Raw genomic sequence first — 24,334 nt, 5'->3', positions numbered from 1 at the left:
AGGGAGGAAATGTCATGCCTAAAGTAGCACTATATAAACAAGACGGTACACAAGCAGGAGATATTGAATTAAATGATGCCGTGTTTGGTATCGAACCAAATAAACATGTTTTACATGAAGCAGTAGCTATGCAACGTGCATCACAACGACAAGGTACACATAAAGTGAAAAACCGTTCTGATGTACGAGGAGGCGGACGTAAACCATGGCGTCAAAAAGGAACTGGTCGTGCACGTCAAGGTTCCATTCGCTCACCACAATGGGTTGGAGGCGGAGTTGTCTTTGGACCGACACCACGTAGCTACAGCTATAAACTTCCTAAGAAAGTACGCCGTCTAGCATTGAAATCTGCTTTATCTACAAAAACAAAAGGTGAAAACCTCATTGTTTTAGATGCTTTATCATTTGAGGCACCAAAAACAAAGCAACTTGTTGAAATGCTAAACAAATTAGACGTTGACACTAAAACATTAATTGTGACAACAGAGAAAGATGAAAATGTAACACGCTCAGCAAATAACCTTCAAGGAGTAAAAGTGCTTACAGTTAATGAAGTAAATGTATATGATTTGCTGGCGCATGACAAATTGGTCTTAACTAAAGACGCAGCGGAAAAAGCAGGGGAGGTGTTCGCGTAATGAAAGACCCTCGTGACATTATTAAACGCCCTGTCATTACAGAACATTCTGCTGATATGATGGCAGACAAAAAATACACATTTGAAGTAAGTCCAAAAGCAAACAAAGCTGAAATTAAGCATGCAATTGAGGTTATCTTCGATGTGAAAGTTGATAAAGTAAATACAATGAATCTAAAAGGAAAGTTCAAACGAATGGGCCGCTATGGCGGATATCGCCCAAATCGTAAAAAAGCGGTTGTTCAACTTTCTGAGGATAGTAAAGAACTAGATTTCTTATAATCAAGAGAAGGAGGGAAAACAATGGCGATTAAAAAATTCAGACCTACCACTGGTGGTAGACGTACAATGACGGTATCAACTTTTTCAGACATCACAACAGATCAGTCTGAAAAATCATTACTAAGCTCTTTGAATAAACGTGCTGGCCGTAACAACCAAGGAAGAACAACTGCACGTTTTAGAGGAGGCGGCCACAAACGTAAATATCGTTTGATTGATTTTAAACGTAATAAAGATGGAATACCAGGACGCGTTGCTACGATTGAGTATGATCCAAACCGTTCTGCAAACATCGCACTTGTTCACTATGCAGATGGTGAAAAACGTTATATTTTAGCACCAAAAGGTCTAAAAGTAGGCGATGCAATCGAATCTGGTGAACAAGCAGACATTAAAGTGGGAAATGCTTTACCGCTAAAAAGCATTCCAGTTGGAACAATCATTCATAACGTGGAATTAAAACCAGGTCGTGGTGGTCAGCTTGCGCGTTCTGCTGGAGCTGAAGCACAAATTCTTGGTCGTGAAGATAAATATGTACTTGTTCGTTTGTCTTCAGGAGAAGTTCGTTTGATCCTAGATACTTGCCGCGCAACAGTAGGCCAAGTTGGAAATATCGAACATGAACTTATTCGCATAGGTAAGGCGGGTCGTTCACGTTGGTTAGGAAGACGTCCATCTGTTCGTGGTTCTGTTATGAACCCAGTAGATCACCCACACGGTGGTGGGGAAGGACGTACGCCAATCGGTCTTAAATCACCTGTTACGCCATGGGGTAAGCCTACAATTGGCTATAAGACACGTAAAGCGAAAAAATCTGATGATTATATTGTACGTAGACGTAAAAAATAACTGAAACAGAATAGGATGACGGGATCAACTGTCCCCGTCTCTTAACTGTGAAAGGAGGTTTACACATGGGTCGTAGCTTAAAAAAAGGACCTTTTGCAGATGATCACTTGATGAAGAAAGTTGATGAATTAAATGAACAAGATAAAAAACGAGTAATTAAAACTTGGTCACGTCGTTCAACAATCTTCCCATCATTTGTTGGTCACACAATCGCAGTATACGACGGTCGTAAACATGTACCAGTTTATATTACAGAAGATATGGTAGGACATAAACTGGGTGAATTTGCACCAACTCGTACATTTAAAGGACATTCAAGAAGTGAAAAAGTCACAGCAAAATAATGAGAGGAGGCACTTCGTATGCAAGCAAAAGCCGTTGCGAAATCAGTACGCATAGCTCCTCGTAAAGTACGTTTAGTAATTGATTTGATTCGAGGAAAAAATGCTCAAGAAGCAGTCGCTATTTTGAAACATACACAGCGTAGCGCTTCACCAGTAGTTGAAAAATTACTACACTCTGCTATGGCAAATGCGGAACATAATTATGAGATGGATCTAGATAACTTGATCGTTTCAGAAGCATTTGTAAATGAAGGAGTTACATTAAAAAGATTCCGTCCTCGCGCACAAGGTCGAGCAAGCGGAATTAATAAACGCACAAGCCACATTACAGTGGTTTTAACAGAACAGAAGGAGGGGTAATTAGTGGGCCAAAAAATTAATCCGACAGGTCTTCGTATCGGTGTTATAAAAGACTGGGAGTCTAAATGGTATGCCGATGACAAAGATTATGCAAACTTGCTACATGAAGATATTAAAATTAGAGAATATCTTGAAAAACGCCTAGAAAAAGCTGCGTTATCATCTATTGAAATTGAGCGTGCAGCAAACCGTGTTAATATTACGATCCACACAGGTAAACCTGGAATGGTGATTGGTAAAGGTGGTTCTGAAGTAGAAGCTTTACGTAAATCACTAAACAAGCTAACAGGTAAAAAAGTTCATATTAATATTGTAGAAGTGAAAAAAGTTGATTTAGATGCTAAGTTAGTTGCAGATAACATTGCACGTCAACTAGAAGGACGTATTTCTTTCCGTCGTGCACAAAAACAATCTATCCAACGTGTAATGAGAGCAGGAGCTAAAGGTGTAAGAACCATCGTTTCTGGTCGTCTAGGTGGAGCAGATATTGCACGTGCAGAACAATACAGTGAAGGAACAGTACCACTACACACATTACGTGCTGACATCGACTATGCAAACGTAGAAGCAGATACAACATACGGTAAGCTCGGTGTTAAAGTATGGATCTATCGTGGGGAAGTCCTTCCAGAAAAACCAAAAAAATAAGGAAGGGGGCAAAGAATTATGTTAATGCCTAAACGTGTAAAATACCGTAAACAACATCGTGGTAGAATGAAAGGCCAAGCAAAAGGTGGAAAAACGATTGCTTTTGGTGAATATGGATTACAAGCATTGGAACCAACATGGATTACAGCTCGCCAAATCGAGGCAGCTCGTATTGCAATGACTCGTTCCATGAAACGTGGTGGTAAAGTTTGGGTTAAAATTTTCCCAAACAAACCATATACAGCAAAACCTCTAGAAGTACGAATGGGTTCTGGTAAAGGTGCCCCAGAAGCGTGGGTGGCTGTTGTAAAACCAGGTAAGATTTTATTTGAAATAGCTGGTGTAGATGAAGAGGTTGCACGTGAAGCGTTGCGCCTTGCCTCTCATAAACTGCCAATAAGAACAAAATTTGTAAAACGTGAAGAAATTGGTGGTGAAAGCAATGAAGGCTAATGAGATTAGAGAATTAACCACTGCCGAAATTGAAGAAAAAGTACAATCATTAAAAGAAGAATTATTTAATCTTCGTTTCCAACTTGCGACAGGACAATTGGAAAACACTGCACGTATCCGTCAAGTGAAAAAGTCTATCGCACGCATGAAAACAGTTATGCGTCAACGTGAACTAAGTGTCACTAACTGATAATGAGAGGAGGTTTACCTCAGAATGACTGAACGTAATAATCGAAAAGTTTACACAGGTCGTGTTGTTTCAGATAAAATGGATAAAACAATTACTGTTTTAGTAGAAACATACAAAGTACATCCTTTGTATAAAAAGCGTATTAAAGATTCTAAGAAATTTAAAGCACATGACGAAAAAAATCAGGCTAAAGAAGGCGATATCGTTCGCGTTATGGAAACTCGTCCATTATCAGCGACAAAACGTTTCCGTCTGGTAGAAATCGTCGAAGAAGCGGTTATTATATAATAAAATTCGCTTGAAAGGTATCCGAAGGGAGGTCATAGCGATATGATTCAACAAGAAACGAATTTAAAAGTTGCAGATAACTCTGGTGCTCGTATAGTAAAAGCGATTAAAGTACTAGGTGGAACTGGTCGTAAGACAGCAAATATTGGTGATGTGATTGTTTGTTCTGTTCAACAAGCTACACCAGGGGGCGTTGTCAAAAAAGGTGAAATTGTAAAAGCGGTAATTGTTCGCACAAAAACAGGTGTACGTCGTAAAGATGGATCATACATCCGTTTTGATGAAAATGCTGCCGTTGTCGTACGTGATGATAAGAGTCCACGTGGAACACGTATTTTTGGACCAGTTGCACGCGAATTACGTGATGAAAAATTCATGAAAATTATTTCTCTAGCACCAGAAGTATTGTAAGTAATTGAATTGACCTTGTAAGGAGGTGCATCAAGTATGCATGTAAAAAAAGGCGATAATGTAAAAGTGATTTCCGGAAAAGACCGCGGAAAACAAGGTACAGTATTAGAAGCATTTCCTAAAAAGGATCGTGTACTCGTAGAAGGTATAAATATGGTGCAAAAGCACGCTAAACCTTCACAAGAAAATCCGCAAGGCGGAATTATCAATCAAGAAGCACCGATCCATGTTTCCAATGTAATGCCAATCGACCCTAAATCCGGCGAACCAACTCGTGTTGGCTATGAAGTACATGATGGGAAGAAAGTTCGCATTGCAAAAAAATCCGGTGAACCTTTAGATAAATAAATTGTTGGTGAAAGGAGGGCGACATGATGAACCAGTTGAAAGAAAAATATCAAGAAGAAGTTGTTCCATCTCTAGTTGAGAAGTTTAATTATAAATCTGTTATGGAAGTACCAGGAATCGAGAAAATTGTAATCAACATGGGTGTAGGTGATGCAGTTCAAAATGCAAAAGCACTAGATAGTGCAGTTGAAGAACTAACACTAATTTCTGGACAGAAACCAGTAATCACTCGTGCAAAGAAATCAATTGCCGGTTTTCGCCTTCGTGAAGGAATGCCAATCGGAGCGAAAGTAACACTTCGAGGCACACGTATGTACGAATTCTTACAAAAGTTAATTGGTGTTGCTTTACCAAGGGTTCGTGACTTCCGTGGTATCTCTAAAAAGGCATTTGATGGCCGTGGTAACTATACATTAGGTATCAAAGAACAATTGATTTTCCCAGAAATTGATTATGATAAAGTGAATAAAGTCCGTGGAATGGATATCGTAATTGTAACTACTTCTAATACGGATGAAGAAGCTCGTGAACTTTTAGCTCAACTAGGAATGCCATTTAAAAAGTAAATCCTATAATTGTTCGGATATAAAACAAGTGATAGATAATCAAATTTTGTTATCTAATATGGTATATTTCGACCCCGTTTTGAGAGCTAAATAAGGAGGGAAAATTGTGGCTAAAAAATCAATGATCGCAAAACAAAAACGTCCACAAAAGTTTAAAGTTCGTGAATATACACGTTGTGAACGTTGTGGTCGTCCGCATTCTGTAATTCGTAAATTTAAACTTTGCCGTATTTGTTTCCGTGAACTTGCCCATAAAGGTCAAATTCCTGGTGTCAAAAAAGCAAGCTGGTAAACCCCGGTTAGAAAAGGAGGTAATGAGTAATGGTTATGACAGATCCAATTGCTGATATGTTAACTCGTATTCGTAATGCGAGCTCAGTAAAACATGATAAATTAGAGCTTCCTGCTTCTAAAATGAAAAAGGAAATTGCTGATATTCTTAAACGAGAAGGTTTCGTTCGAGACTACGAATATGTAGAAGATAACAAACAAGGTATTCTTCGTATTTTTCTAAAATACGGACCGAGTGAAGAACGTGTCATTACAGGTCTAAGAAGAATCAGTAAGCCAGGACTTCGTGTATATGCAAAAGCAACAGAAGTACCTCGTGTATTAAACGGACTTGGCATTGCAATCGTATCAACATCAAAAGGTGTACTATCTGATAAAGAAGCTCGCGCACAAGCTGTTGGTGGCGAAGTTCTTGCATATGTTTGGTAAGGAATAATTAGGTTGAGGAGGTGCAAGTAATGTCTCGTACAGGATTAAGCCCAATTAAGCTTCCAGAAGGTGTAGAAGTTACACTTAACGGAAATAATGTTCAAGTAAAAGGGCCAAAAGGTGAATTAACAAAAACAATCAGTGAAAAGATGAACGTTAAAATAGAAGACAACACTCTCTTCGTTGAACGTCCTAGTGACTCAAAAGAGAATTGTTCCCTACACGGAACAACACGCAGCATCATTGCTAATATGGTGGAAGGTGTTTCTAAAGGATATCAAAAAGAATTAGAAATTACTGGTGTTGGTTATCGTGCTCAAAAGCAGGGAAATAAAGTTATTATTAATGCAGGATATTCACATCCTGTAGAAATCGAACCACAAGACGGTATCGAAGTGGATGTACCTAAAAACACGCACATTATTGTTAAAGGTATTGACAAAGAAGCAGTAGGTGCACTTGCCGCTAATATTCGTGCAATCAGACCACCTGAACCTTATAAAGGAAAAGGTATTAAATATGTTGGTGAATATGTGCAACGTAAAGAAGGAAAGACTGCTAAATAACGTTGGTAAGAGCAGAAAGGAGTGACGTTAATGATCACTAAAACTAGCAAAAACGTAACACGCAAAAGAAGACATGCACGTGTTCGTCGTACATTGTCAGGTACAGAACAACAACCACGTTTAAACGTGTTTCGTTCCAATAAACATATCTACGCACAGTTGATTGATGATACAGAAGGAAAAACTTTAGTAGAAGCATCAACTGTAGATAAAGAGCTATCACTTGATTCAACGAGCTCAGTAGAAGCTGCCAAGCAAGTTGGAGAGTTGGTCGCAAAACGTGCTCAAGAAAAAGGATATAAATCAGTAGTATTTGACCGCGGTGGTTACCTTTTTCATGGGCGTATAAAAGCTTTAGCAGAGGCTGCTCGAGAAGCAGGTCTTGAATTTTAATTGATAAAGGAGGGTACCTATAGATGCGTAAAAGCATTGATTCAAATAAAATAGAACTCGAAGAACGTGTTGTAACGGTCAATCGTGTAGCAAAAGTAGTAAAAGGTGGACGTAATTTTCGTTTCACAGCATTAGTTGTTGTTGGCGATAAAAATGGCCACGTAGGTTTTGGTACTGGAAAAGCATTAGAAGTACCAGATGCTATTAAGAAAGCAATTGAAGATGCGAAGAAAAATTTAGTTAAAGTACCTATTGTTGGAACAACTATTCCACATGAAATTCACGGTCAATTTGGTTCTGGTAATGTATTAATGAAGCCAGCTGCTGAAGGTACAGGAGTTATTTCAGGTGGACCGGTTCGTGCGGTTCTTGAGCTAGCAGGAATTGGTGACATTTTAACAAAATCCCTAGGTTCAAATACACCGATTAACGTTGTTCGTGCTACTATTAACGGTTTAGCGAGCCTAAAACGTGCGGAAGATGTAGCAAAACTACGCGGTAAATCTGTAGAAGAACTGTTAGGATAAGGGAGGGAAGCCACATGTCCAATAAAATTAAAATCACCCTCAAACGCAGTGTTATTGGTGCTCAAAAAGGACAGTTACAAACAATTGAAGCACTTGGTTTGAAAAAAGTATATCAATCTGTTGAAAGAGATGACACACCATCTGTTCGTGGAATGATCAACAAAGTGTCTCACCTTGTAACAGTAGAAGAAATTTAATAAATATTTAGCGTAAAGAGGAGGTGCTCGAATGAAACTTCATGAATTGAAACCAGAACAAGGATCTCGTAAAAAACGTAATCGCGTTGGACGTGGTATGGCTTCAGGAAATGGTAAAACATCAGGAAAAGGTCATAAAGGACAGAAGGCGCGTAGTGGTGGACTATTACGCCCAGGTTTTGAAGGTGGTCAAACTCCATTATTCCAACGCCTTCCAAAACGTGGATTTACAAATATCAATCGTAAAGAATATGCGATTGTAAACTTAAGTACATTAAATCTATTTAAAGATGGTACAGAAATCACACCAGAGCTCTTACTTCAAGAAGGTATCGTGAATAACCTAAAATCAGGTATTAAAATTTTAGGTAATGGAACACTTGAAAATCAATATACTGTAAAAGCTCACAAGTTCTCAGCTTCAGCTAAAGAAGCAATTGAGGCAGCGGGCGGTAAGGCAGAGGTGATTTAATGTTTCGCACAATCTCCAATTTTATGCGCGTGGGTGACATTAGACGGAAAATTATCTTCACCCTGCTTATGCTTGTTGTATTCCGTCTGGGTACATTTATTCCTGTACCATTTACAGATAAGCAGGCTATTGATTTTATGAACCAGCAAAATGTCTTTGGATTTTTAAATACATTTGGTGGTGGGGCATTGCAAAATTTCTCGATCTTTGCAATGGGGATTATGCCTTATATTACAGCATCAATTATTATGCAACTCCTTCAAATGGATGTTGTCCCTAAGTTTACAGAGTGGAAAGACCAAGGAGAAGCTGGACGTAAAAAACTAGCACAGGTTACTAGGTATGGAACAGTTGTGCTGGCATTTGTTCAAGCTATTGCAATGTCCATTGGCTTTAACACAATGGCTGGGGGTTTATTGATTGCTAATCCAGGTGTTTTAAAATTCGTTGTTATTGCTTTAGTATTAACTGCAGGAACGACATTTCTGATGTGGTTAGGGGAACAAATAACCGCACATGGGGTAGGTAATGGGATTTCCATACTTATCTTTGCTGGGATTGTTGCTGCTGTACCAGATGGAGTAAAACAGTTATATATTCAGTATTTTGATAATCCTGGTGATGAATTATTTTTAAACATTGTAACAGTTGCACTGATTGTCTTGGTTGTTATTGCTGTTACAGTCGGTGTCATTTTCATCCAACAGGCATTACGTAAAATACCGATACAATATGCGAAAAAACTGGTAAATCGCTCACCAGTGGGTGGCCATTCTACACATTTACCACTTAAAGTAAATGCTGCAGGAGTTATTCCGGTTATCTTTGCAATAGCCTTCATTATTGCACCACGAACGGTAGCAGGATTTTTTGAAGGAAAGGTTGCAGGAGTAATTGAATATGTCTTTGATTATACACAACCTGCAGGTATGGTTATTTATGTAGCATTAATTATTGCCTTTACGTATTTCTATACATTTGTTCAAGTAAATCCTGAACAAATGGCAGAGAATTTACAAAAGCAAGGTGGATATATTCCAGGAATTCGACCTGGTAAAAATACAGAGACATATTTAACTCGAGTAATGAATCGTTTGACATTTGTTGGGGCTATTTTCTTAGCAGCAGTTTCTGTTCTTCCTATTTTATTAGGTGGATTGGCAGGACTTCCATCCGGTATTCAAATTGGTGGAACAAGTCTACTTATTGTTGTAGGGGTAGCACTTCAAACAATGAAACAGCTTGAAAGCCAGTTAGTTAAACGTCATTACAGAGGTTTTATCAGGTAATAACGGCCAGATGAAAGCGAGGGGAAGGTAATGAATTTAATCTTGATGGGTCTACCTGGTGCTGGAAAAGGCACACAGGCAGAGAAAATTAATGAAACATATGACATCCCTCATATTTCAACAGGAGATATGTTCCGTTTAGCCATAAAAGAAGGGACAGAGCTCGGGAAACAAGCCAAATCTTTCATGGATCAAGGAAACCTTGTTCCAGATGAGGTAACAATTGGTATTGTGAAAGAACGTCTAGCGAAAGATGATTGTAAAGATGGATTTTTGTTAGATGGCTTTCCAAGAACTATAGCTCAAGCAGAAGCATTACAACAGCTATTAACGGAAATGAACGAGAAAATCGATTATGTAATACATGTAAATGTACCAAAAGATAAATTGGTCGAGCGTCTAACAGGTCGTCGTGTTTGTCCAACTTGTGGTGCAACTTATCATGTCTTATATAATCCCCCTAAACAAGAGGGAGTATGTGATAAAGACGGCTCTAAGTTAGACCAACGAGATGATGACACAGAAGAAACCGTCAAAAATCGCTTAAAGATTAATATTGAACAGAGCCAACCATTATTGGATTTCTATAAAGAGAAAAATTATCTTGTAGATGTGAATGGCGATCAAGATATTAATCAGGTATTTAAAGATATTCAAGCAATTCTTGATTAATAAGGATAGAATGTAAATCTTTATTTGATAATATATAATGAATGTCGAAGTGTTATCAATGATAAACGTGACACACAACTCGCAGTAAATCGTATAGGTGTTACAAAACATTAAAAAACCTAAATGAAGGTGATCGTTGTTGAGCGAAGTGGATGGTATTCCGCGAATAGGTCAAGTTGTCCGTATTCTGCAAGGACGTGAAGCAGGTCAATATGCAATCATATTAAAAACGATTGATGATCGATTTGTATTACTTGCTGATGGAGAAAAACGCAAATATGACTCTCCGAAGAAGAAAAATCGGAGTCATGTCGAATTAATCGATTACGTCTCTCCGGAAGTCCAAAACAGCCTTCTAGAAACTGGTCGTGTCACAAATGGAAAATTACGATTTGCTTTAGATAAATTTGTAAGTGAGATTGTGACTGATTAAAGAAGGGAGATCAACACGATGGCAAAAGAAGACGTTATTGAAGTAGAAGGTACTGTTAAAGAAACATTACCGAATGCTATGTTTAATGTGGAGTTAGAAAATGGTCATACCGTTTTGGCACATGTTTCTGGTAAAATTCGTATGCACTTCATTCGTATCTTACCAGGTGATAAAGTGACTGTAGAACTTTCACCGTATGATTTGACTAAAGGACGAATTACGTATCGTTATAAATAAGTGCACAAGCTCCGATATAAAAGGAGGTAAAGAAAATGAAAGTCAGAGCATCCGTTAAACCAATTTGTGAAAAGTGTAAAGTAATCAAACGAAAAGGTAAAGTAATGGTGATTTGTGAAAATCCTAAACATAAGCAAAAACAAGGATAAAATTTGAGGAGGTGCAATCTAAAAATGGCTCGTATAGCAGGTATTGATATTCCACGTGATAAACGTATTGTTATTTCATTAACATATATTTATGGAATTGGTAAGTCAACAGCACAAAACATTCTCCAAGAAGCAGGCGTTTCTGAAGATACACGTGTTCGTGACTTAACAGAAGAAGAACTTGGTAAAATTCGCCAGGCGGTAAACGAGTATACGATTGAAGGGGATCTTCGTCGTGAAAAATCATTAAACATTAAACGTTTAATTGAAATTGGCTCATATAGAGGTATGCGTCATCGCCGGGGACTTCCTGTACGTGGACAAAGCACAAAAAACAATGCTCGTACTCGTAAAGGACCACGTCAATCAATTAGATAAAAAATAAGTACGTAAAGGAGGAAAGTTAGCAAATGGCTCGTCAAAAAACTACTAATCGTAAACGTCGTGTGAAAAAAGTAATTGACTCTGGAGTAGCACATATTCGTTCAACATTCAATAATACCATTGTAACAATCACAGATACACATGGTAATGTCGTTTCATGGAGTTCTGCAGGTGCATTAGGATTTAAAGGTTCACGTAAATCAACTCCTTTTGCTGCCCAGATGGCTGCTGAAACTGCAGCAAAGCCAGCTTTAGAAACTGGTATGAAAACATTGGAAGTAACTGTTAAAGGTCCTGGTGCTGGTCGTGAGGCAGCAATTCGTTCTCTTCAAGCAGCTGGATTGGACATTACTGCAATTCGTGACGTAACTCCAGTTCCACATAATGGTTGCCGCCCACCAAAACGTCGTCGTGTTTAAGTATTAGAGCGTATAGAATTTGTCAGCCTGTCAATAATGGGTTATGATGGCTAAAGATAGAAATTTTTAACATGGACCTATTAAACAACATCGCATAGACAATATGTACGGAAACTAATAGCGCAGAGACGTAAACTGCCTATTTGGGGAATTTCGGTTAAACATTGTGTTTAACCGGGGTTTCGACGTTTTTAAGGAGGGGTTTTTAGGAATGATCGAAATTGAAAAGCCGAAGATAGAAACGGTAGAGATCAGCGAGGATGCTACTTTTGGGAAGTTCGTTGTTGAACCGCTTGAACGTGGATATGGTACTACATTAGGAAACTCCTTGCGTCGTATCCTACTATCCTCACTTCCAGGAGCTGCTGTTACATCAGTTCAAATCGATGGAGCTCTACATGAATTTTCAACAATCGATGGAGTTGTTGAAGATGTGACAACGATTGTTTTAAATTTAAAAAATCTAGCTCTAAAAATTTATTCCGATGAAGTAAAAACATTGGAAATAGATGTGCAAGGAGAGGGGACAGTTACCGCTGCAGACTTGATTTATGATAGTGATGTAGAAGTATTGAATCCTGATCTCCATATAGCAACACTCAATGAAAAAGGCAACTTGCATATGAAGTTGTCTGCGGAACGTGGCCGGGGTTATCGTCCTGCAGAGGAAAATAAAAAGGATGACTTACCAATTGGAGTTGTTCCAATTGATTCGATATTTACGCCCGTTTCACGTGCTAACTATCAAGTTGAGAACACCCGAGTAGGTCAAAGTGCAAACTATGACAAATTAACTCTAGATGTTTGGACAGATGGAAGCATTCGACCAGAGGAAGCTGTTTCCCTTGGTGCTAAAATCCTAACAGAACATCTTAACATATTTGTTGGTTTAACAGAAGAAGCTCAAACAGCAGAAATTATGGTTGAAAAAGAAGAAGATCAGAAAGAAAAGGTCATGGAGATGACTGTTGAGGAACTTGACTTATCTGTAAGGTCATATAACTGCTTAAAGCGTGCGGGTATTAATACTGTACAAGAGCTTACAACAAAATCTGAAGAAGATATGATGAAAGTTCGGAATTTAGGGCGAAAATCACTAGATGAAGTTAAATCTAAATTAGCAGATTTAAATTTAGGTTTGCGTAAAGATGACTAATACGGACGACATCATTAGAAAAAGTTTGTTCAAAAAGAGTAATGGATTACTAATGTAGTTCTGGTAATATAATTCCCTTTTAATTGTAAGGTAGATACGAGAAATTATGTTGTCAATCTACTACTTTTTGAGCAATTACATTTAAATAAGGGAGGGACTTTCCATGCCAAGAAAGCTAGGTCGTACTACAGACGCACGTATGGCATTACTTCGCAACCTTGCATCTGATTTAATTCTTCACGAACGTATTGAAACAACAGAAGCAAAAGCGAAGGAACTAAAAAAAGTAGTAGAGAAAATGATTACGCTTGGTAAACGTGGCGATCTACATGCCCGTCGTCAAGCAGCAGCTTTTCTTTACAATAAAACAAATGATGAAGATAAAAAAGTTATTCAAAAACTTTTTGATGATATCGCACCACGTTACGAAGAACGACAAGGTGGATATACTCGCATACTTAAATTGGGTACTCGTCAAGGTGACGGAGCCAAAAGTGCGATTATTGAACTTGTGTAACGAACCATACAAGCTAAGGGCAGGACTGAATCTCTTTCATGAGGTGAATCCAGGCCCTTTTTTTGCATGAAAAATGATGGTATGATTGATTAAGATATCCAAAAAATGTGAAAATGCCCAAGCAGTTGAGCGAAGGTTTTAGGGGAGGAAGAATAGGGATGAAAAAGAAGTTAATAGAGTTTAGAAATGTGTCCTTCAGGTACACAGATGAGGGTCCTTGGGTATTGAAGAACGTTTCATTTGATATATATGATAATGAATGGGTTGCAATTATCGGTCATAATGGGTCTGGTAAATCTACCATTGCAAAATTAATGAACGGTCTTTTGTTTCCTCAAGAAGGGGAAATTTTAATTGATGGACAGGCTGTTAACGAAGAAACAGTTTGGAATATTCGCCGAGATGTAGGTATGGTTTTTCAAAATCCGGATAATCAATTTGTCGGAACAACCGTGCAAGATGATGTTGCTTTCGGTATGGAGAATCGAGGGTTTCCTAGGGAAGTCATGGTTCACCGAATTCGTAAGTCCCTACATGCTGTGGGTATGGAGGATTACCTTTTAGCTGAACCATATAGACTATCTGGCGGGCAGAAGCAACGAGTTGCCATTGCTGGTGTATTAGCTATATCACCACATGTACTTATTTTAGATGAAGCAACTTCTATGCTTGACCCAAGAGGGAGACTAGAGATTATGGATACGGTTCAGTCCATTCAAAAAGAGCATGATTTATCACTGATTACGATTACACATGATTTAAATGAGGTTGTCCAAGCAGAGCGAGTCATTGTGATGAACAAAGGGGAAATATGGAGAGAAGCTACACCGAAAGAAATATTTTCAGAAAGTGCTGCGCTACGGAAGATAGGCCTTGATGTTCCCTTTACAACGATAATGGCAGATGAATTACGAAAGTGTCAAATACCAATAGAAAATGAACCATTAAATCATGAAGAATTATTGGAGGAACTATGGACATTACATTCAAAGATGTGAGCTATATTTATCAAAAAAACACACCATTTGCTCATCAAGCACTTGATGATATTTCTTTTTCTATCCCATCCGGTTCATTTGTTGCCATTATTGGTCATACGGGTTCAGGTAAATCAACATTAATTCAGCATTTAAATGGATTAGCAGCTCCTACTGAAGGAGAGGTTATGATCGGTGATTTCCGTATCACAAATAAAGAAAAACCAAAAGACATGAAGAAGTTACGAAGTCAAGTTGGTGTTGTTTTCCAATATCCAGAACACCAATTATTTGAAGAAACAATCGCGAAAGATATTGCTTTTGGTCCCCAGAACTTTGGTGTGGCTGATAGGGAAATAGAAAAGCGGATTCAAGAAATTATACCAATGGTAGGCCTTTCCGAAGATTTACTAGAACGATCACCATTTGATTTAAGTGGTGGACAAATGCGCCGAGTGGCCATAGCTGGAGTGTTAGCAGTGAAACCACGTATTCTCGTATTAGATGAACCAACAGCTGGTTTAGATCCACGAGGCCAAAAGGAAATAATGGATATGTTCTATCATTTGCATCAGAAGGAGAACATGACCACTGTATTAGTCACACATAGTATGGAAGATGCGGTGAAATATGCGGACCATATTATAATCCTAAATAAAGGAAAGAAATATATGGAAGGCCGACCTGAAGAAGTATTTACACAGGTGGAGGCATTAAATAAAGTACAGTTGGACACACCTGAGATGATTCAGTTTCTGGATAAGTTTGCGCGTAAATTTAAGCGAGAAATTCCGTTCCAGAAGCAAACTTCTGATCAGTTAGCAAAAGAGATTCAACAGGTTTTAAGAGGAGTTGAATCACCATGAATAACACGCTGATTATAGGTCAATATGTACCTGGAAATTCAGTTGTTCATCGGTTAGACCCACGGACAAAAATTACAATTATTTTCTTTTTTGTAATTATCGTTTTTTTTGCGAATTCATTTTGGAGCTACGCTGTTTTAACCTTATTTGGCCTATTAAGCATGTTTGCATCCAAAGTGCCGATTCGCTTTGTAATGAAGGGCTTAATGCCTATCTGGTTCTTAATCGTATTCACCTTTCTCTTACATCTTTTTATTAATAAAGATGGGATACTATTATTGGAGTGGTCTTTTATTAAAATTTACACGGGTGGTGTCATCCAAGGGATTGCTATTTCAATGCGCTTTTTCTTGCTTATTTTAATTACATCCCTACTTACACTGACAACAACACCAATTGCCATCACAGATGCAGTAGAACAGATACTTCACCCATTAAAGAAAATTAAGTTTCCTGTTCATGAATTGGCTTTAATGATGTCAATTTCACTACGGTTTATTCCAACATTACTGCAAGAGACAGATAAAATTTCAAAAGCTCAAGCATCAAGAGGTGTCGACTTTCGGACAGGACCTGTTAAAGAACGTTTAAAAGCTGTTATTCCATTACTTGTACCGCTTTTTGTCAGTGCATTTAAGCGAGCAGAAGAGTTAGCAATGGCAATGGAGGCAAGAGGATATCAAGGTGGAGAAGGGCGAACGAAATTACGTGAGTTGAAAATAAGTAAACTAGATATTTGGATTTATATATTATTTATTTGTGTGATCATTGGTTTATTTTTAACGAGAAATTATGGATAAGGGGCATGTGGGCAATGGAAAAGATAAAATGTACGATTAGTTATGATGGGACAAACTTTTCTGGATTCCAAATTCAGCCCCATAAACGGACTGTACAAGGGGAAATAGAAAAGGCATTGCAAAAAATACATAAAGGGCAAGCTATTCGTCTATATCCTTCTGGTAGAACAGATGCAGGAGTCCATGCGGTGGCCCAAACTATCCATTTTGAGACACCCCTTCAGTTAGATGTAGAAAGTTGGAAGAAAGCCCTAAATGCCCTCCTAAAGAAGGATATTTATATTAAACAAGCAGAGAAAGCCCCCGCATCATTTCACGCTCGTTTCTCGGCACTCGAGAAGGAGTATCACTACATTGTTTTAAATGAAGCGGAATTAAACCCATTTAGGAGAAATTATGTATATCAATTCCCTTACTATTTAAATGTCCTAAAGATGGAAGAAGCATGCAAGTATTTAGAGGGAAAACATGATTTCACATCCTTTTCTTCTGCAAGATCAACGGCAAAAGGGAGTAAAGTAAGAACGATTTATGAAGCAACGTGTAAAAGGAATGGCTCAGAAGTTATTTTTACGTTCCGTGGTAATGGATTTTTATATCATATGGTTCGTATTTTAGTAGGAACATTACTAGAGGTTGGTCAAGGAAAACGAGAACCTTCAAGTATATCGGATATCTTGGCAAAAAAAGACCGCCAACAAAGTGGAAAAACAGCTCCAGCCCAAGGGTTATATTTATGGAATGTAATATATGGAGCAGAATGAATAAAAAAAAAGAAAACACGTGGAAAAGTTGTTTAAACCTTGACATTATCTTCACTTTTGTTATATAATTTTTTATGGCGTTTTATTTCTAATACCATGATTAGCCCCGAAACTAATTATGTTTATAAATAGGAATAACAAAATGATTCGAACTTGAAATTGGAGGGAAAATGATATGCGTACAACATTCATGGCGAATGAAGGTAATATCGAACGCAAATGGTTAATTGTTGATGCTGAAGGCAAGCGTCTTGGACGTTTATCTAGTGAAGTTGCAAAAATCCTTCGTGGAAAACATAAACCAACATACACACCACATGCTGACACAGGTGATTATGTTATTGTGATCAACGCTGAAAAAATAGAATTAACAGGAAATAAAGAAATGAATAAAAAATATTATCATCACAGTGGTTACGCAGGTGGACTAAAAGAACGTTCTGCTGCAGAAATGCGCGAAAAATACCCAGAACGAATGATTGAAACTGCTGTAAAAGGCATGCTACCTAAAGGTACACTTGGACGTAAAATGGGTAAGAAACTATTCGTTTATAAAGGTTCTGAACATAACCAACAAGCACAAAAACCAGAAGTTTACGAGCTTCGTGGATAATTAAAGGGAGGTAAATCAATTGGCACAAGTACAATACTATGGCACAGGTCGTCGTAAAAAATCAACAGCACGTGTACGTTTAGTTCCTGGAACTGGCCGTATCGTGATTAACGATCGTGATGCAAAAGACTATTTTCCATATGAAACACAATTGCTTATTATGAACCAACCATTAGCAGCAACTGAAACACAAGGAACATACGATGTTTTAGTAAATGTTCATGGTGGAGGATTAACTGGCCAAGCTGGTGCAATCCGTCACGGAATTTCCCGTGCACTTCTAGAAGCAAACCCAGAATTCCGTGCTACTCTAAAACGCGAAGGATTCTTAACACGTGACGCACGTATGAAAGAGCGTAAGAAATACGGTCTTAAGAAAGCTCGTCGTGCACCACAGTTCTCAAAACGTTAATAGAAACATTGATATATCAGTGTTTACAGAGCTTTTTTGGTTCAAGTTGGTTCAAATCAGCTTGAACCTTATAAAGCACTTAACAGATTTAAAGCATCGGCATCTTGCTGGTGCTTTTTTTCTGGCATTAATTCCAGATAATAATTCTGTGTGGTTTGAATATTGATGTGACCTAATCGCTTTGATACATAAGCAATATCTATGTCTTGAGAAAATAAAAATGATGCATGAGTGTCTCTTAAACCGTGAAACGTTGTTTTCTTAATATCTAATTTCTTCAATAACTCCGCTAATTGTTCCGACTGTTTAAAACCACCAAAGCTGAAAATATAACCATTCTCTTTAACAGGAATTTTACGAATGAGTTCATATACTTCTTTGTTAATAGAAAAATCACGTTTTGCATTTTGTGTCTTTAACGAAGTGTCATCAGAAGTAGGACTGATTGAATGTCTAACTTTTATTCCGTATTCATAAAGATTCTCTGGGCGTATTGCTAGCAATTCTCCACGTCGCATCCCCGTTTCTAATGCCAGTAATACAAGTAAGTTAAACTCGTCTTCTGGATGCTGTAAAACGTAATTACGAAGCTTTCTAAAGTCGGTGATAGATAATGCTTTATTACGTTTAGGTGGATTCTCTCCACGTGTTTTTACTAAACGTGCAAAATCATTTGCAATATAGCCACGAGCATATGCATCACGTAAAGATGTTTTTATTTTAAGAAGAACCTCATGTGTTGTTTTTCGTGAATGTGTCTTGGCATACTCATCAATCTTTTTCTGAACAACAATATCATTTAAATCTTTTAATTGGATATCCTGAAATAAATTTCTTATAACTCCTAAAGTACGAACATAATTTTGAAATGTCGTTTCTTTAACGTCATTAACCTTTACAAGATAAATCCAATTTTCGAAGAAGTCCGCAAATGTTGTTGTTCTGTGAGCAAGTTCTTTTCCTTCTCCTTTCGCTAATTCCATTTCTAAAGCCCAAAGTTTTGCTTCCTTCTTAGTCGGAAATGTTTTAGTTAGTTTTTTGTGTTCTCCATATTTGTACAAAGAAATTTGTGCTCGATATGACTTTCCTCTTTTTACAATACTAGCCATGCTATCAATCCCTTTCAAAAATAAAGTTGATAGATGCTAGTTGAATACATCTGTATTGTATTCTGAAACTAACATCTTATCAACTGTCGACATTTTAAACGGAGTGTTTTTCGATAAAGTGTATTAAAGACTTCATTGTGTAGCGTTCACGCTTACCAATCATGAAACGATCTAGCTCTTCATGTGGGCGAATATATTTATCAAAAGACTTTGGGTCTATACCTAAAAAATCTGATGCTTGTTCCCTTGTTAAAAGATATGGATAATCCTTTGTAGCCATGTTTATGCTCATGTGGCATCATCTCCTTTATGCTGAGATTTAATTTTAAAATTTATTTAGTTCTTTTAGTGCTTGTTCAGCATCATATTTGATTTGTCCTAAAATATCTTCTGGTGTATAGTAGCTATTTTGGTAATCAGAATGATTATCCGTTTTATTAATCGTTCCTTTACCGTTCTGGAAAAAGTCTACTATTTCGACAATGTGTTGTATATGTTCTTTTAATTTTGGAAAACTCATTTAAATATCATCCTTTCCATGGCTTACCTTCTAATTGGTAAAGTACCTTGTATTTATTTAACCAAGATATATGGTCATCATTGGGTTCGAATTCTTCATAGTACTGTTTATATAAATAATCAATTAATTCTTTTGCTGTGTTGCCTCCCCATATTTGTTGAACTTTCCACAATGTGGGGAGTAGACCAGACCCCTTAATTAAATGGTCTATCGACTGTTCTAATAAGTTATTTCGTGGAGATGGTGATTCAAAGTGAAAGTTCTTTTCATCTAACAATTCAAGCATTAATCTAGTTATCTTATGAGGTCGATTAGAATTAACATAAAAGAACATGTAGCGATCAAGTAGAGAACTAATAATTAAATTTTTAAGCTGTTCATCTGTACTACATTCTTTAATTGCATCTGTTAATTGATGGGCGTAATCACCTGAAAACTCTGCTTCAACACGTGTCCAGTCATCCACTTCTTTAGCGATATGGCGCATGTGTTTCATGACAGTTGTTCCTCTTTTTTATCATAAATGCGTAAATGCACTTTTGTATTTCTGCTTTTTGCCCCGATATACAATGTTTGTGCTTGAAAATCTTTCGATACGTCGGACACTTTCGAGTTGTTTCTTTTGTATGGTTTTTCTTTGTTGTCATCAATAACCTTTTGTAGATAACTTTTATTAGTACTTGCCATAGCGCAATTCAGTCCTCTTTTCTTCAATTGAGCGTTTTAATTTAGCAATATCAATACCTTCATTAATAAAGTCACAACAGATATCAATTCGTGAAAGTCTAAAACTATATTCATCCGAATCAATCATTTTTAAAAAGGTGTGTAAATGAATAGGTTCATTAAATTCTGCTTCATATCGCTTTCGATACTCATGCCATGCATATGCACTATATTTGACAATCACACCCATTTTCGTAAATGCTTCATGATAAGCGATACAGAAATAAAAAGGTGCATTGATGAATGAGTAACCTATTGTGTAGCCTTCTGGTAGCTTAACGTCAGCTTTACCGAAGTTGTCAAATAGCTTATGCATCTTAGATTTAATTAAGAAGGTACTTATTAGACTTTTTGCTACCCAGTCACGCCATTCATCAAAGTCAAACACGCCTGTTGTTTGTAATACGAGTGTAAACTGGTCAATATCTGGTTTAATCATGTTCTATTCACTCCTTTTGCTAAGAAAACTTTAGGTAAAGTATTCTTGGTGTAAAAGCCTATAAGAATAGGCTTTGGTGTGGGTTTTACTCCTGACTGGAGCTGGGGTGATTACCTGCACCCCAGCTCTCCTAAAGGTGTAAAGCACGGAGCGGAACCTTCCCCGCCTGAACGGCGGGTCCCCTTCCGCTCTTTGTGTCGTCGCTCCTTAAGGAAAAGCTAGGTGCTTCAATTCAAAAAGCTACAGTAAGGAACGGTCAACAACCGTGGCTTGTCTGCACTTGCTAGCCCTGGATAACTGTAAATCCCTTGACCAGCAGTAAATTGAACTGGCGGTATATCCACACCAGAAGAAAACAGAGTTCTATAGGTTTGCTCATCACTATCACCTAAAGCAATCTTCAAAACGAGCTGTTCTCTAATCGCTGTTGGCATAGTCTGTGCGTTCATTTGTTGCGTAGCGACCCACAGAATACACCCTAGTTGACGACCCATGAAAGCAACATCAGATAGTATGCTATCGACTTCATCACGTTCTTTTTTCGCTAAAGTCTTCCATGACTCTCTTAATGCCCCGAATTCATCTATAAGCAAAATTAAAGCCGGTAAACCAGCATCCCTATACGTTTTGTTACGATTTGATATGAAATAATCTTGTAATTCATCTTGTCGTTTTTTCATACGCTCATGAAACTGTTTAATCAATTCAATCGCATTTGTTTTATCGGCTGTTCGCTCATCGCCAACGGTACGTTTAGCCATTTGGTACATGTCAGTACGCTTTGGATCAATTATGAATAACTCATGACTGACCTTTTTTGATAATACTTGTTCAACTAGCATTTGAATAAAAAACGATTTACCACTACCTGTTTGCCCAACTAATCCCATATGATGAAACGGTACAGTTGCACGCTCATCTAAACGTAGGGCGTAATCGTCAGTTTTCTTGTTTGACCACTCAATCAAGTCACTTGCTGATTTAATCTCAAGTTGTTTTTGTGAATCTACAGCATAGAACTCATAGATGTACCAATTACGGTCTTTAGACAAATATTGACGTTCACTTACGTATCCTTCTAACGCTGCATCAATTCTCATGTCTTCTAACTTCTTGTCGAATTTAATTGAGTTTTGAATAAACACTTTTCCTGATTTCCTTGCGCGATTATCATCAAATTCAATTTTGATTATCGGTAATTTAACTAAACGATTATCAAACTCACGTTCATCCTCGAATCTAGCATCTTTAACATGTCTTCTAATTCTTTTTACCATCAAATAATAATGTACAGAAAAAAATAGACCGAACCATAATTTATTGCGAAATGACCAACTAACGAGCAAACCAACTACCACCAAGCCTACAGGAAACAAGAAGATATTTGACTCAATATGTGGGAGCTGTATGATCGTTATTTGTTCAAGAATCAATGGATACAGTTTAGAAAAGAAAAACCATAAAATAAGAAAAAATCCAATGAATAAAAATGAAATAAAACCACGTTGCATCCGATACGTTTTCTTCACATAATACACGTCCTAATATTGTGGTTCCGCCCCCTGATAAGGGGCGGTCACAGGTATAAAAGTGTATTTGACGATAGAAAGGGAACTGACTACCGTTCGTTCTTTATTTTGGTTGAACAATGTCTACATCATCTGCCTTGACAGAAAGTTCACTCATGAACGTTCCATACACAGAAGCTGTCGGATTCACAAACGTGATTCTACTAAATTTCTTATAACTCTTTGGCGGTTGTGGCACTTTCACATCAATTTGCTCACCGGCATTAAGGTCTGGTTGAACGTCATCACCTTCGTACTTTGTGTTATCTGTCGCAATAACGCACTTGTATTTAGTCCCTAACTGTTTTGTGACTTGACCGTCTTCATACTCGTTCCACGGTTCATGAGCCATCACTCGTACGTCCTTATCCTTGAAAAAACCCTCGGCATCGAACTTATTAAACTGTCTTAATTTCTTCATAGTGTTTTGCACTCCTTTATTTTTGATCTACCTATATTTTAGCTAATACTTGCCGCTTTATCAAGACATGTCATCATGACAAATAATAAAATATGTTGCACTTATAATATGTTAATGATATTATATTTTATAACGACATTTAATAATTGATAACGACATTTATGGAGGAATGTTAAAGTGTTAAATGATAAAGCTGATGATATGTTAAATGAAGAGGTTGCACAAAATGAAATATTAGATTTTATAGATATGAAATATGGTGTAAACCAACTAGTGACTCAAAGGACAATACAAAGATGGTTAGAAGAGTTAGGGATTGACTGCATACAACCTCGTCCAAAGAGAAATAGGGATATAAGGTATAGGAAATCTGATGTCTTAAAGCTAGAAGAAATTAAGAGAACCAATTTATTGAGGAAAAAGAACAAGGAATTAGCACGTAAAGATAAAGAAAAAATAGCAACCGATATGCAGAAAAAAGAAATAGAGTATAACCAATGGTTAGCTAGCATGACGGATGTTGATAGAAGACAGCAAGAGATTGATGACATGTATGATTATAAAGTACCTGCATTAAATAAAATTAGAGAAGACAAATTGGAAATGTGTTTTAGAAAGTTGTTTCCCGATGTTAAGTTTGATATGGAACACTTAGAAAAGATTTTGTTTACCATAAACGAACCATCCATGCATTCAGATTTAGAATACGGACAAGCAATAGTTGATTTAAAGGAAAAGGCTTATATAAAAAATTATAAAGATTGAAAGACTTATAAAAGAAAGGGAGCAAACTCGTTAATATTTATGACAATAAAGTAGGATAAAAATTTATTTGAATTTCTAATAGGGCAAGTGCAGATAGGGAGTAGGTGCATCCGTCAGATTTTACCTTTTCAGCTCTACCAATTATAATCTTCTAATTCGTCTGTAAAGCAGAGACGAATTATCGATTATGTAAAGGGTCTTCGTTCTTCGAATGTTCTGAGTCAGCCAAGTAGGATAAGGGTGCGTAAGAAAGCAAATTAACGCTTTTAACGCACCCTAATTCATTGGGCTTCCTCATAACATATACGAATCACTTGATAGCTTTGCTACTTACGCCACTTGACAATAATCGATGCGAAGATTCTCTCTTTGGTGACCAAAAAGGTCAAAAAAATAATAGAGAGGTTGATCTAGATGGAAACCATTTTAGAAGTAGTTCGCATTGAACAAATTATCAGAGAAGCAGAAGAAGGTGTTGATTATATCATTCGTAATCCAGAAGACGGAGCAAAGATAGCATCTCGCTTTATTGGTCGTGATGATCGTGAAGTGTTTTTTGTTATGTGTTTAAATACGAAAAATAATGTTGTTGCAGTTCATCGTTGTCATGTTGGTTCGTTGAATGCCTCACTCGTTCATCCGCGCGAGGTGTTTAAATCAGCAATACTTAATAATGCAGCAAGTGTAATTGTTGCACATCAGCATCCAAGTGGTGACATATTAACCATAGTATAATAAATAATAGTAGTTAAAGTAGTTTAGGAGGAGATGTTAAAGGGAGATTTTACTTTAAATAAAAATTAACAAGGTTTATAATTTGTAGTACTTAAAGTGTTTAAAGAGGGGG

General features: G+C 37.3%; 42 protein-coding genes and 2 pseudogenes. 36 read left to right on the top strand and 8 right to left on the bottom strand.

What is annotated here, in order from left to right:
* The first annotated feature begins 14 nt into the window (after nucleotides 1-14).
* The 34 genes and pseudogenes from rplD to rpsI all read left to right on the top strand — a co-directional run bounded on the left by rplD (nucleotide 15) and on the right by rpsI (nucleotide 17,939).
* A complete protein-coding gene (gene rplD, locus FHP05_RS13805; protein WP_147670321.1) occupies nucleotides 15-638 on the top strand; it encodes a 50S ribosomal protein L4 in 624 nt (207 codons plus the stop codon).
* Entirely contained in the window at nucleotides 638-919 is a 282-nt protein-coding gene (gene rplW / locus FHP05_RS13800; RefSeq protein WP_147670319.1) for a 50S ribosomal protein L23, read from the top strand. Before rplD ends, rplW begins: the two co-directional genes overlap by 1 nt.
* A 21-nt stretch (nucleotides 920-940) precedes the next feature.
* Nucleotides 941-1,768 carry a 50S ribosomal protein L2 gene (gene rplB / locus FHP05_RS13795; protein WP_147670317.1) on the top strand — a complete coding sequence of 276 codons (828 nt, stop codon included), beginning with the start codon at nucleotides 941-943 and terminating at the stop codon, nucleotides 1,766-1,768.
* 65 nt (nucleotides 1,769-1,833) lie between these two features.
* Nucleotides 1,834-2,112 (top strand): 30S ribosomal protein S19, encoded by a 279-nt coding sequence (rpsS, locus tag FHP05_RS13790; RefSeq protein ID WP_147670315.1) that lies wholly within the window; start codon nucleotides 1,834-1,836, stop codon nucleotides 2,110-2,112.
* An 18-nt stretch (nucleotides 2,113-2,130) separates the two neighbouring features.
* Nucleotides 2,131-2,472 carry a 50S ribosomal protein L22 gene (gene rplV / locus FHP05_RS13785; protein ID WP_147670313.1) on the top strand — a complete coding sequence of 114 codons (342 nt, stop codon included), beginning with the start codon at nucleotides 2,131-2,133 and terminating at the stop codon, nucleotides 2,470-2,472.
* A gap of 3 nt (nucleotides 2,473-2,475) precedes the next feature.
* The gene (rpsC, locus tag FHP05_RS13780) at nucleotides 2,476-3,120 is read left to right on the top strand and encodes a 30S ribosomal protein S3 (protein WP_147670311.1); all 645 of its coding nucleotides are present in this window, start codon (nucleotides 2,476-2,478) and stop codon (nucleotides 3,118-3,120) included.
* Between the two features lie 18 nt (nucleotides 3,121-3,138).
* Nucleotides 3,139-3,573 (top strand): 50S ribosomal protein L16, encoded by a 435-nt coding sequence (rplP, locus tag FHP05_RS13775; RefSeq protein WP_147670309.1) that lies wholly within the window; start codon nucleotides 3,139-3,141, stop codon nucleotides 3,571-3,573.
* Nucleotides 3,563-3,763 carry a 50S ribosomal protein L29 gene (rpmC, locus tag FHP05_RS13770; RefSeq protein WP_147670307.1) on the top strand — a complete coding sequence of 67 codons (201 nt, stop codon included), beginning with the start codon at nucleotides 3,563-3,565 and terminating at the stop codon, nucleotides 3,761-3,763. The genes rplP and rpmC overlap by 11 nt, the downstream gene beginning before the upstream one ends.
* Nucleotides 3,764-3,787: 24 nt before the next feature.
* The gene (gene rpsQ / locus FHP05_RS13765) at nucleotides 3,788-4,051 is read left to right on the top strand and encodes a 30S ribosomal protein S17 (RefSeq protein ID WP_147670305.1); all 264 of its coding nucleotides are present in this window, start codon (nucleotides 3,788-3,790) and stop codon (nucleotides 4,049-4,051) included.
* 42 nt (nucleotides 4,052-4,093) lie between these two features.
* Entirely contained in the window at nucleotides 4,094-4,462 is a 369-nt protein-coding gene (gene rplN, locus FHP05_RS13760; protein WP_147670303.1) for a 50S ribosomal protein L14, read from the top strand.
* A 36-nt stretch (nucleotides 4,463-4,498) separates the two neighbouring features.
* A complete protein-coding gene (gene rplX, locus FHP05_RS13755) occupies nucleotides 4,499-4,810 on the top strand; it encodes a 50S ribosomal protein L24 (protein WP_147670301.1) in 312 nt (103 codons plus the stop codon).
* A 26-nt stretch (nucleotides 4,811-4,836) separates the two neighbouring features.
* Complete coding sequence (rplE, locus tag FHP05_RS13750; protein ID WP_147670299.1) at nucleotides 4,837-5,376, top strand: 50S ribosomal protein L5; 540 nt, start codon at nucleotides 4,837-4,839, stop codon at nucleotides 5,374-5,376.
* Between the two features lie 106 nt (nucleotides 5,377-5,482).
* The gene (locus FHP05_RS13745) at nucleotides 5,483-5,668 is read left to right on the top strand and encodes a type Z 30S ribosomal protein S14 (protein WP_147670297.1); all 186 of its coding nucleotides are present in this window, start codon (nucleotides 5,483-5,485) and stop codon (nucleotides 5,666-5,668) included.
* 29 nt (nucleotides 5,669-5,697) lie between these two features.
* Nucleotides 5,698-6,096 carry a 30S ribosomal protein S8 gene (gene rpsH, locus FHP05_RS13740; RefSeq protein WP_147670295.1) on the top strand — a complete coding sequence of 133 codons (399 nt, stop codon included), beginning with the start codon at nucleotides 5,698-5,700 and terminating at the stop codon, nucleotides 6,094-6,096.
* A 29-nt stretch (nucleotides 6,097-6,125) separates the two neighbouring features.
* The gene (rplF, locus tag FHP05_RS13735; RefSeq protein WP_147670293.1) at nucleotides 6,126-6,662 is read left to right on the top strand and encodes a 50S ribosomal protein L6; all 537 of its coding nucleotides are present in this window, start codon (nucleotides 6,126-6,128) and stop codon (nucleotides 6,660-6,662) included.
* A 30-nt stretch (nucleotides 6,663-6,692) separates the two neighbouring features.
* Nucleotides 6,693-7,055, top strand: coding sequence for a 50S ribosomal protein L18 (gene rplR / locus FHP05_RS13730; protein WP_147670291.1), 363 nt, complete (start codon nucleotides 6,693-6,695; stop codon nucleotides 7,053-7,055).
* Between the two features lie 23 nt (nucleotides 7,056-7,078).
* Nucleotides 7,079-7,582 carry a 30S ribosomal protein S5 gene (rpsE, locus tag FHP05_RS13725; RefSeq protein ID WP_147670289.1) on the top strand — a complete coding sequence of 168 codons (504 nt, stop codon included), beginning with the start codon at nucleotides 7,079-7,081 and terminating at the stop codon, nucleotides 7,580-7,582.
* A gap of 14 nt (nucleotides 7,583-7,596) precedes the next feature.
* Nucleotides 7,597-7,779, top strand: coding sequence for a 50S ribosomal protein L30 (gene rpmD, locus FHP05_RS13720; RefSeq protein WP_147670287.1), 183 nt, complete (start codon nucleotides 7,597-7,599; stop codon nucleotides 7,777-7,779).
* Between the two features lie 31 nt (nucleotides 7,780-7,810).
* The gene (rplO, locus tag FHP05_RS13715) at nucleotides 7,811-8,251 is read left to right on the top strand and encodes a 50S ribosomal protein L15 (RefSeq protein WP_147670285.1); all 441 of its coding nucleotides are present in this window, start codon (nucleotides 7,811-7,813) and stop codon (nucleotides 8,249-8,251) included.
* Complete coding sequence (gene secY, locus FHP05_RS13710) at nucleotides 8,251-9,540, top strand: preprotein translocase subunit SecY (protein ID WP_147670283.1); 1,290 nt, start codon at nucleotides 8,251-8,253, stop codon at nucleotides 9,538-9,540. The genes rplO and secY overlap by 1 nt, the downstream gene beginning before the upstream one ends.
* A 30-nt stretch (nucleotides 9,541-9,570) precedes the next feature.
* Nucleotides 9,571-10,212 (top strand): adenylate kinase, encoded by a 642-nt coding sequence (locus FHP05_RS13705; RefSeq protein WP_147670281.1) that lies wholly within the window; start codon nucleotides 9,571-9,573, stop codon nucleotides 10,210-10,212.
* 139 nt (nucleotides 10,213-10,351) lie between these two features.
* Nucleotides 10,352-10,686 (top strand): annotated as a pseudogene (locus FHP05_RS13700) (KOW motif-containing protein).
* Entirely contained in the window at nucleotides 10,664-10,882 is a 219-nt protein-coding gene (gene infA / locus FHP05_RS13695; RefSeq protein WP_147670279.1) for a translation initiation factor IF-1, read from the top strand. The pseudogene FHP05_RS13700 and the gene infA overlap by 23 nt, the downstream one beginning before the upstream one ends.
* 35 nt (nucleotides 10,883-10,917) lie before the next feature.
* Nucleotides 10,918-11,031, top strand: a complete 114-nt coding sequence (gene rpmJ, locus FHP05_RS13690; RefSeq protein ID WP_010095733.1) for a 50S ribosomal protein L36 — start codon at nucleotides 10,918-10,920, stop codon at nucleotides 11,029-11,031.
* A gap of 24 nt (nucleotides 11,032-11,055) precedes the next feature.
* Nucleotides 11,056-11,409, top strand: a complete 354-nt coding sequence (rpsM, locus tag FHP05_RS13685; RefSeq protein WP_147670277.1) for a 30S ribosomal protein S13 — start codon at nucleotides 11,056-11,058, stop codon at nucleotides 11,407-11,409.
* A 32-nt stretch (nucleotides 11,410-11,441) separates the two neighbouring features.
* Nucleotides 11,442-11,834, top strand: coding sequence for a 30S ribosomal protein S11 (gene rpsK, locus FHP05_RS13680; protein WP_147670276.1), 393 nt, complete (start codon nucleotides 11,442-11,444; stop codon nucleotides 11,832-11,834).
* Between the two features lie 211 nt (nucleotides 11,835-12,045).
* The gene (locus tag FHP05_RS13675; RefSeq protein WP_147670274.1) at nucleotides 12,046-12,990 is read left to right on the top strand and encodes a DNA-directed RNA polymerase subunit alpha; all 945 of its coding nucleotides are present in this window, start codon (nucleotides 12,046-12,048) and stop codon (nucleotides 12,988-12,990) included.
* A 163-nt stretch (nucleotides 12,991-13,153) separates the two neighbouring features.
* Nucleotides 13,154-13,507, top strand: a complete 354-nt coding sequence (gene rplQ, locus FHP05_RS13670; RefSeq protein WP_147670272.1) for a 50S ribosomal protein L17 — start codon at nucleotides 13,154-13,156, stop codon at nucleotides 13,505-13,507.
* 158 nt (nucleotides 13,508-13,665) lie between these two features.
* Nucleotides 13,666-14,505: an energy-coupling factor ABC transporter ATP-binding protein gene (locus FHP05_RS13665; RefSeq protein ID WP_147670270.1), complete on the top strand. Its 840-nt coding sequence runs from the start codon at nucleotides 13,666-13,668 to the stop codon at nucleotides 14,503-14,505.
* Nucleotides 14,481-15,350, top strand: a complete 870-nt coding sequence (locus FHP05_RS13660) for an energy-coupling factor ABC transporter ATP-binding protein (RefSeq protein WP_147670268.1) — start codon at nucleotides 14,481-14,483, stop codon at nucleotides 15,348-15,350. The genes FHP05_RS13665 and FHP05_RS13660 overlap by 25 nt, the downstream gene beginning before the upstream one ends.
* Entirely contained in the window at nucleotides 15,347-16,150 is an 804-nt protein-coding gene (locus FHP05_RS13655) for an energy-coupling factor transporter transmembrane component T family protein (protein ID WP_147670266.1), read from the top strand. The genes FHP05_RS13660 and FHP05_RS13655 overlap by 4 nt, the downstream gene beginning before the upstream one ends.
* Nucleotides 16,151-16,164: 14 nt before the next feature.
* Nucleotides 16,165-16,914, top strand: coding sequence for a tRNA pseudouridine(38-40) synthase TruA (gene truA, locus FHP05_RS13650; RefSeq protein ID WP_147670264.1), 750 nt, complete (start codon nucleotides 16,165-16,167; stop codon nucleotides 16,912-16,914).
* 175 nt (nucleotides 16,915-17,089) lie between these two features.
* Nucleotides 17,090-17,527 (top strand): 50S ribosomal protein L13, encoded by a 438-nt coding sequence (rplM, locus tag FHP05_RS13645; protein ID WP_147670262.1) that lies wholly within the window; start codon nucleotides 17,090-17,092, stop codon nucleotides 17,525-17,527.
* 19 nt (nucleotides 17,528-17,546) lie between these two features.
* Nucleotides 17,547-17,939: a 30S ribosomal protein S9 gene (gene rpsI / locus FHP05_RS13640; RefSeq protein WP_147670260.1), complete on the top strand. Its 393-nt coding sequence runs from the start codon at nucleotides 17,547-17,549 to the stop codon at nucleotides 17,937-17,939.
* A gap of 68 nt (nucleotides 17,940-18,007) precedes the next feature.
* On the opposite strand, the gene FHP05_RS13635 is transcribed toward rpsI, so the two are convergent.
* The 8 genes from FHP05_RS13635 to FHP05_RS13600 all read right to left on the bottom strand — a co-directional run bounded on the left by FHP05_RS13635 (nucleotide 18,008) and on the right by FHP05_RS13600 (nucleotide 22,653).
* Entirely contained in the window at nucleotides 18,008-19,048 is a 1,041-nt protein-coding gene (locus tag FHP05_RS13635; protein ID WP_147670258.1) for a tyrosine-type recombinase/integrase, read from the bottom strand.
* Nucleotides 19,049-19,142: 94 nt separating this feature from the next.
* Nucleotides 19,143-19,340: a MerR family transcriptional regulator gene (locus FHP05_RS13630; RefSeq protein WP_147670256.1), complete on the bottom strand. Its 198-nt coding sequence runs from the start codon at nucleotides 19,338-19,340 to the stop codon at nucleotides 19,143-19,145.
* Nucleotides 19,341-19,373: 33 nt separating this feature from the next.
* Complete coding sequence (locus tag FHP05_RS13625; RefSeq protein ID WP_147670254.1) at nucleotides 19,374-19,568, bottom strand: hypothetical protein; 195 nt, start codon at nucleotides 19,566-19,568, stop codon at nucleotides 19,374-19,376.
* Between the two features lie 7 nt (nucleotides 19,569-19,575).
* Nucleotides 19,576-20,064: a replication initiation factor domain-containing protein gene (locus tag FHP05_RS13620; RefSeq protein WP_147670252.1), complete on the bottom strand. Its 489-nt coding sequence runs from the start codon at nucleotides 20,062-20,064 to the stop codon at nucleotides 19,576-19,578.
* Complete coding sequence (locus tag FHP05_RS13615; protein ID WP_144519932.1) at nucleotides 20,061-20,255, bottom strand: replication initiation factor domain-containing protein; 195 nt, start codon at nucleotides 20,253-20,255, stop codon at nucleotides 20,061-20,063. Before FHP05_RS13615 ends, FHP05_RS13620 begins: the two co-directional genes overlap by 4 nt.
* Entirely contained in the window at nucleotides 20,242-20,733 is a 492-nt protein-coding gene (locus FHP05_RS13610) for a hypothetical protein (RefSeq protein ID WP_147670250.1), read from the bottom strand. Before FHP05_RS13610 ends, FHP05_RS13615 begins: the two co-directional genes overlap by 14 nt.
* Before the next feature lie 227 nt (nucleotides 20,734-20,960).
* Complete coding sequence (locus tag FHP05_RS13605) at nucleotides 20,961-22,262, bottom strand: FtsK/SpoIIIE domain-containing protein (protein ID WP_147670248.1); 1,302 nt, start codon at nucleotides 22,260-22,262, stop codon at nucleotides 20,961-20,963.
* Between the two features lie 103 nt (nucleotides 22,263-22,365).
* Nucleotides 22,366-22,653: a hypothetical protein gene (locus tag FHP05_RS13600; RefSeq protein ID WP_147670246.1), complete on the bottom strand. Its 288-nt coding sequence runs from the start codon at nucleotides 22,651-22,653 to the stop codon at nucleotides 22,366-22,368.
* 246 nt (nucleotides 22,654-22,899) lie between these two features.
* Here FHP05_RS13600 and FHP05_RS15475 point away from each other — a divergent pair, with 246 nt between their 5' ends.
* Nucleotides 22,900-23,487 carry a MerR family transcriptional regulator gene (locus FHP05_RS15475; RefSeq protein WP_210766939.1) on the top strand — a complete coding sequence of 196 codons (588 nt, stop codon included), beginning with the start codon at nucleotides 22,900-22,902 and terminating at the stop codon, nucleotides 23,485-23,487.
* 414 nt (nucleotides 23,488-23,901) lie between these two features.
* A pseudogene (locus FHP05_RS13590) lies at nucleotides 23,902-24,207 on the top strand (JAB domain-containing protein); the annotation flags it as partial.
* Between the last annotated feature and the right edge of the window lie 127 nt (nucleotides 24,208-24,334).

This window comes from Cerasibacillus terrae (assembly GCF_008039555.1).
GTDB classification, from domain to species: domain Bacteria; phylum Bacillota; class Bacilli; order Bacillales; family Amphibacillaceae; genus Cerasibacillus; species Cerasibacillus terrae.
This window is presented reverse-complemented; position numbering and strand designations above follow the sequence as displayed.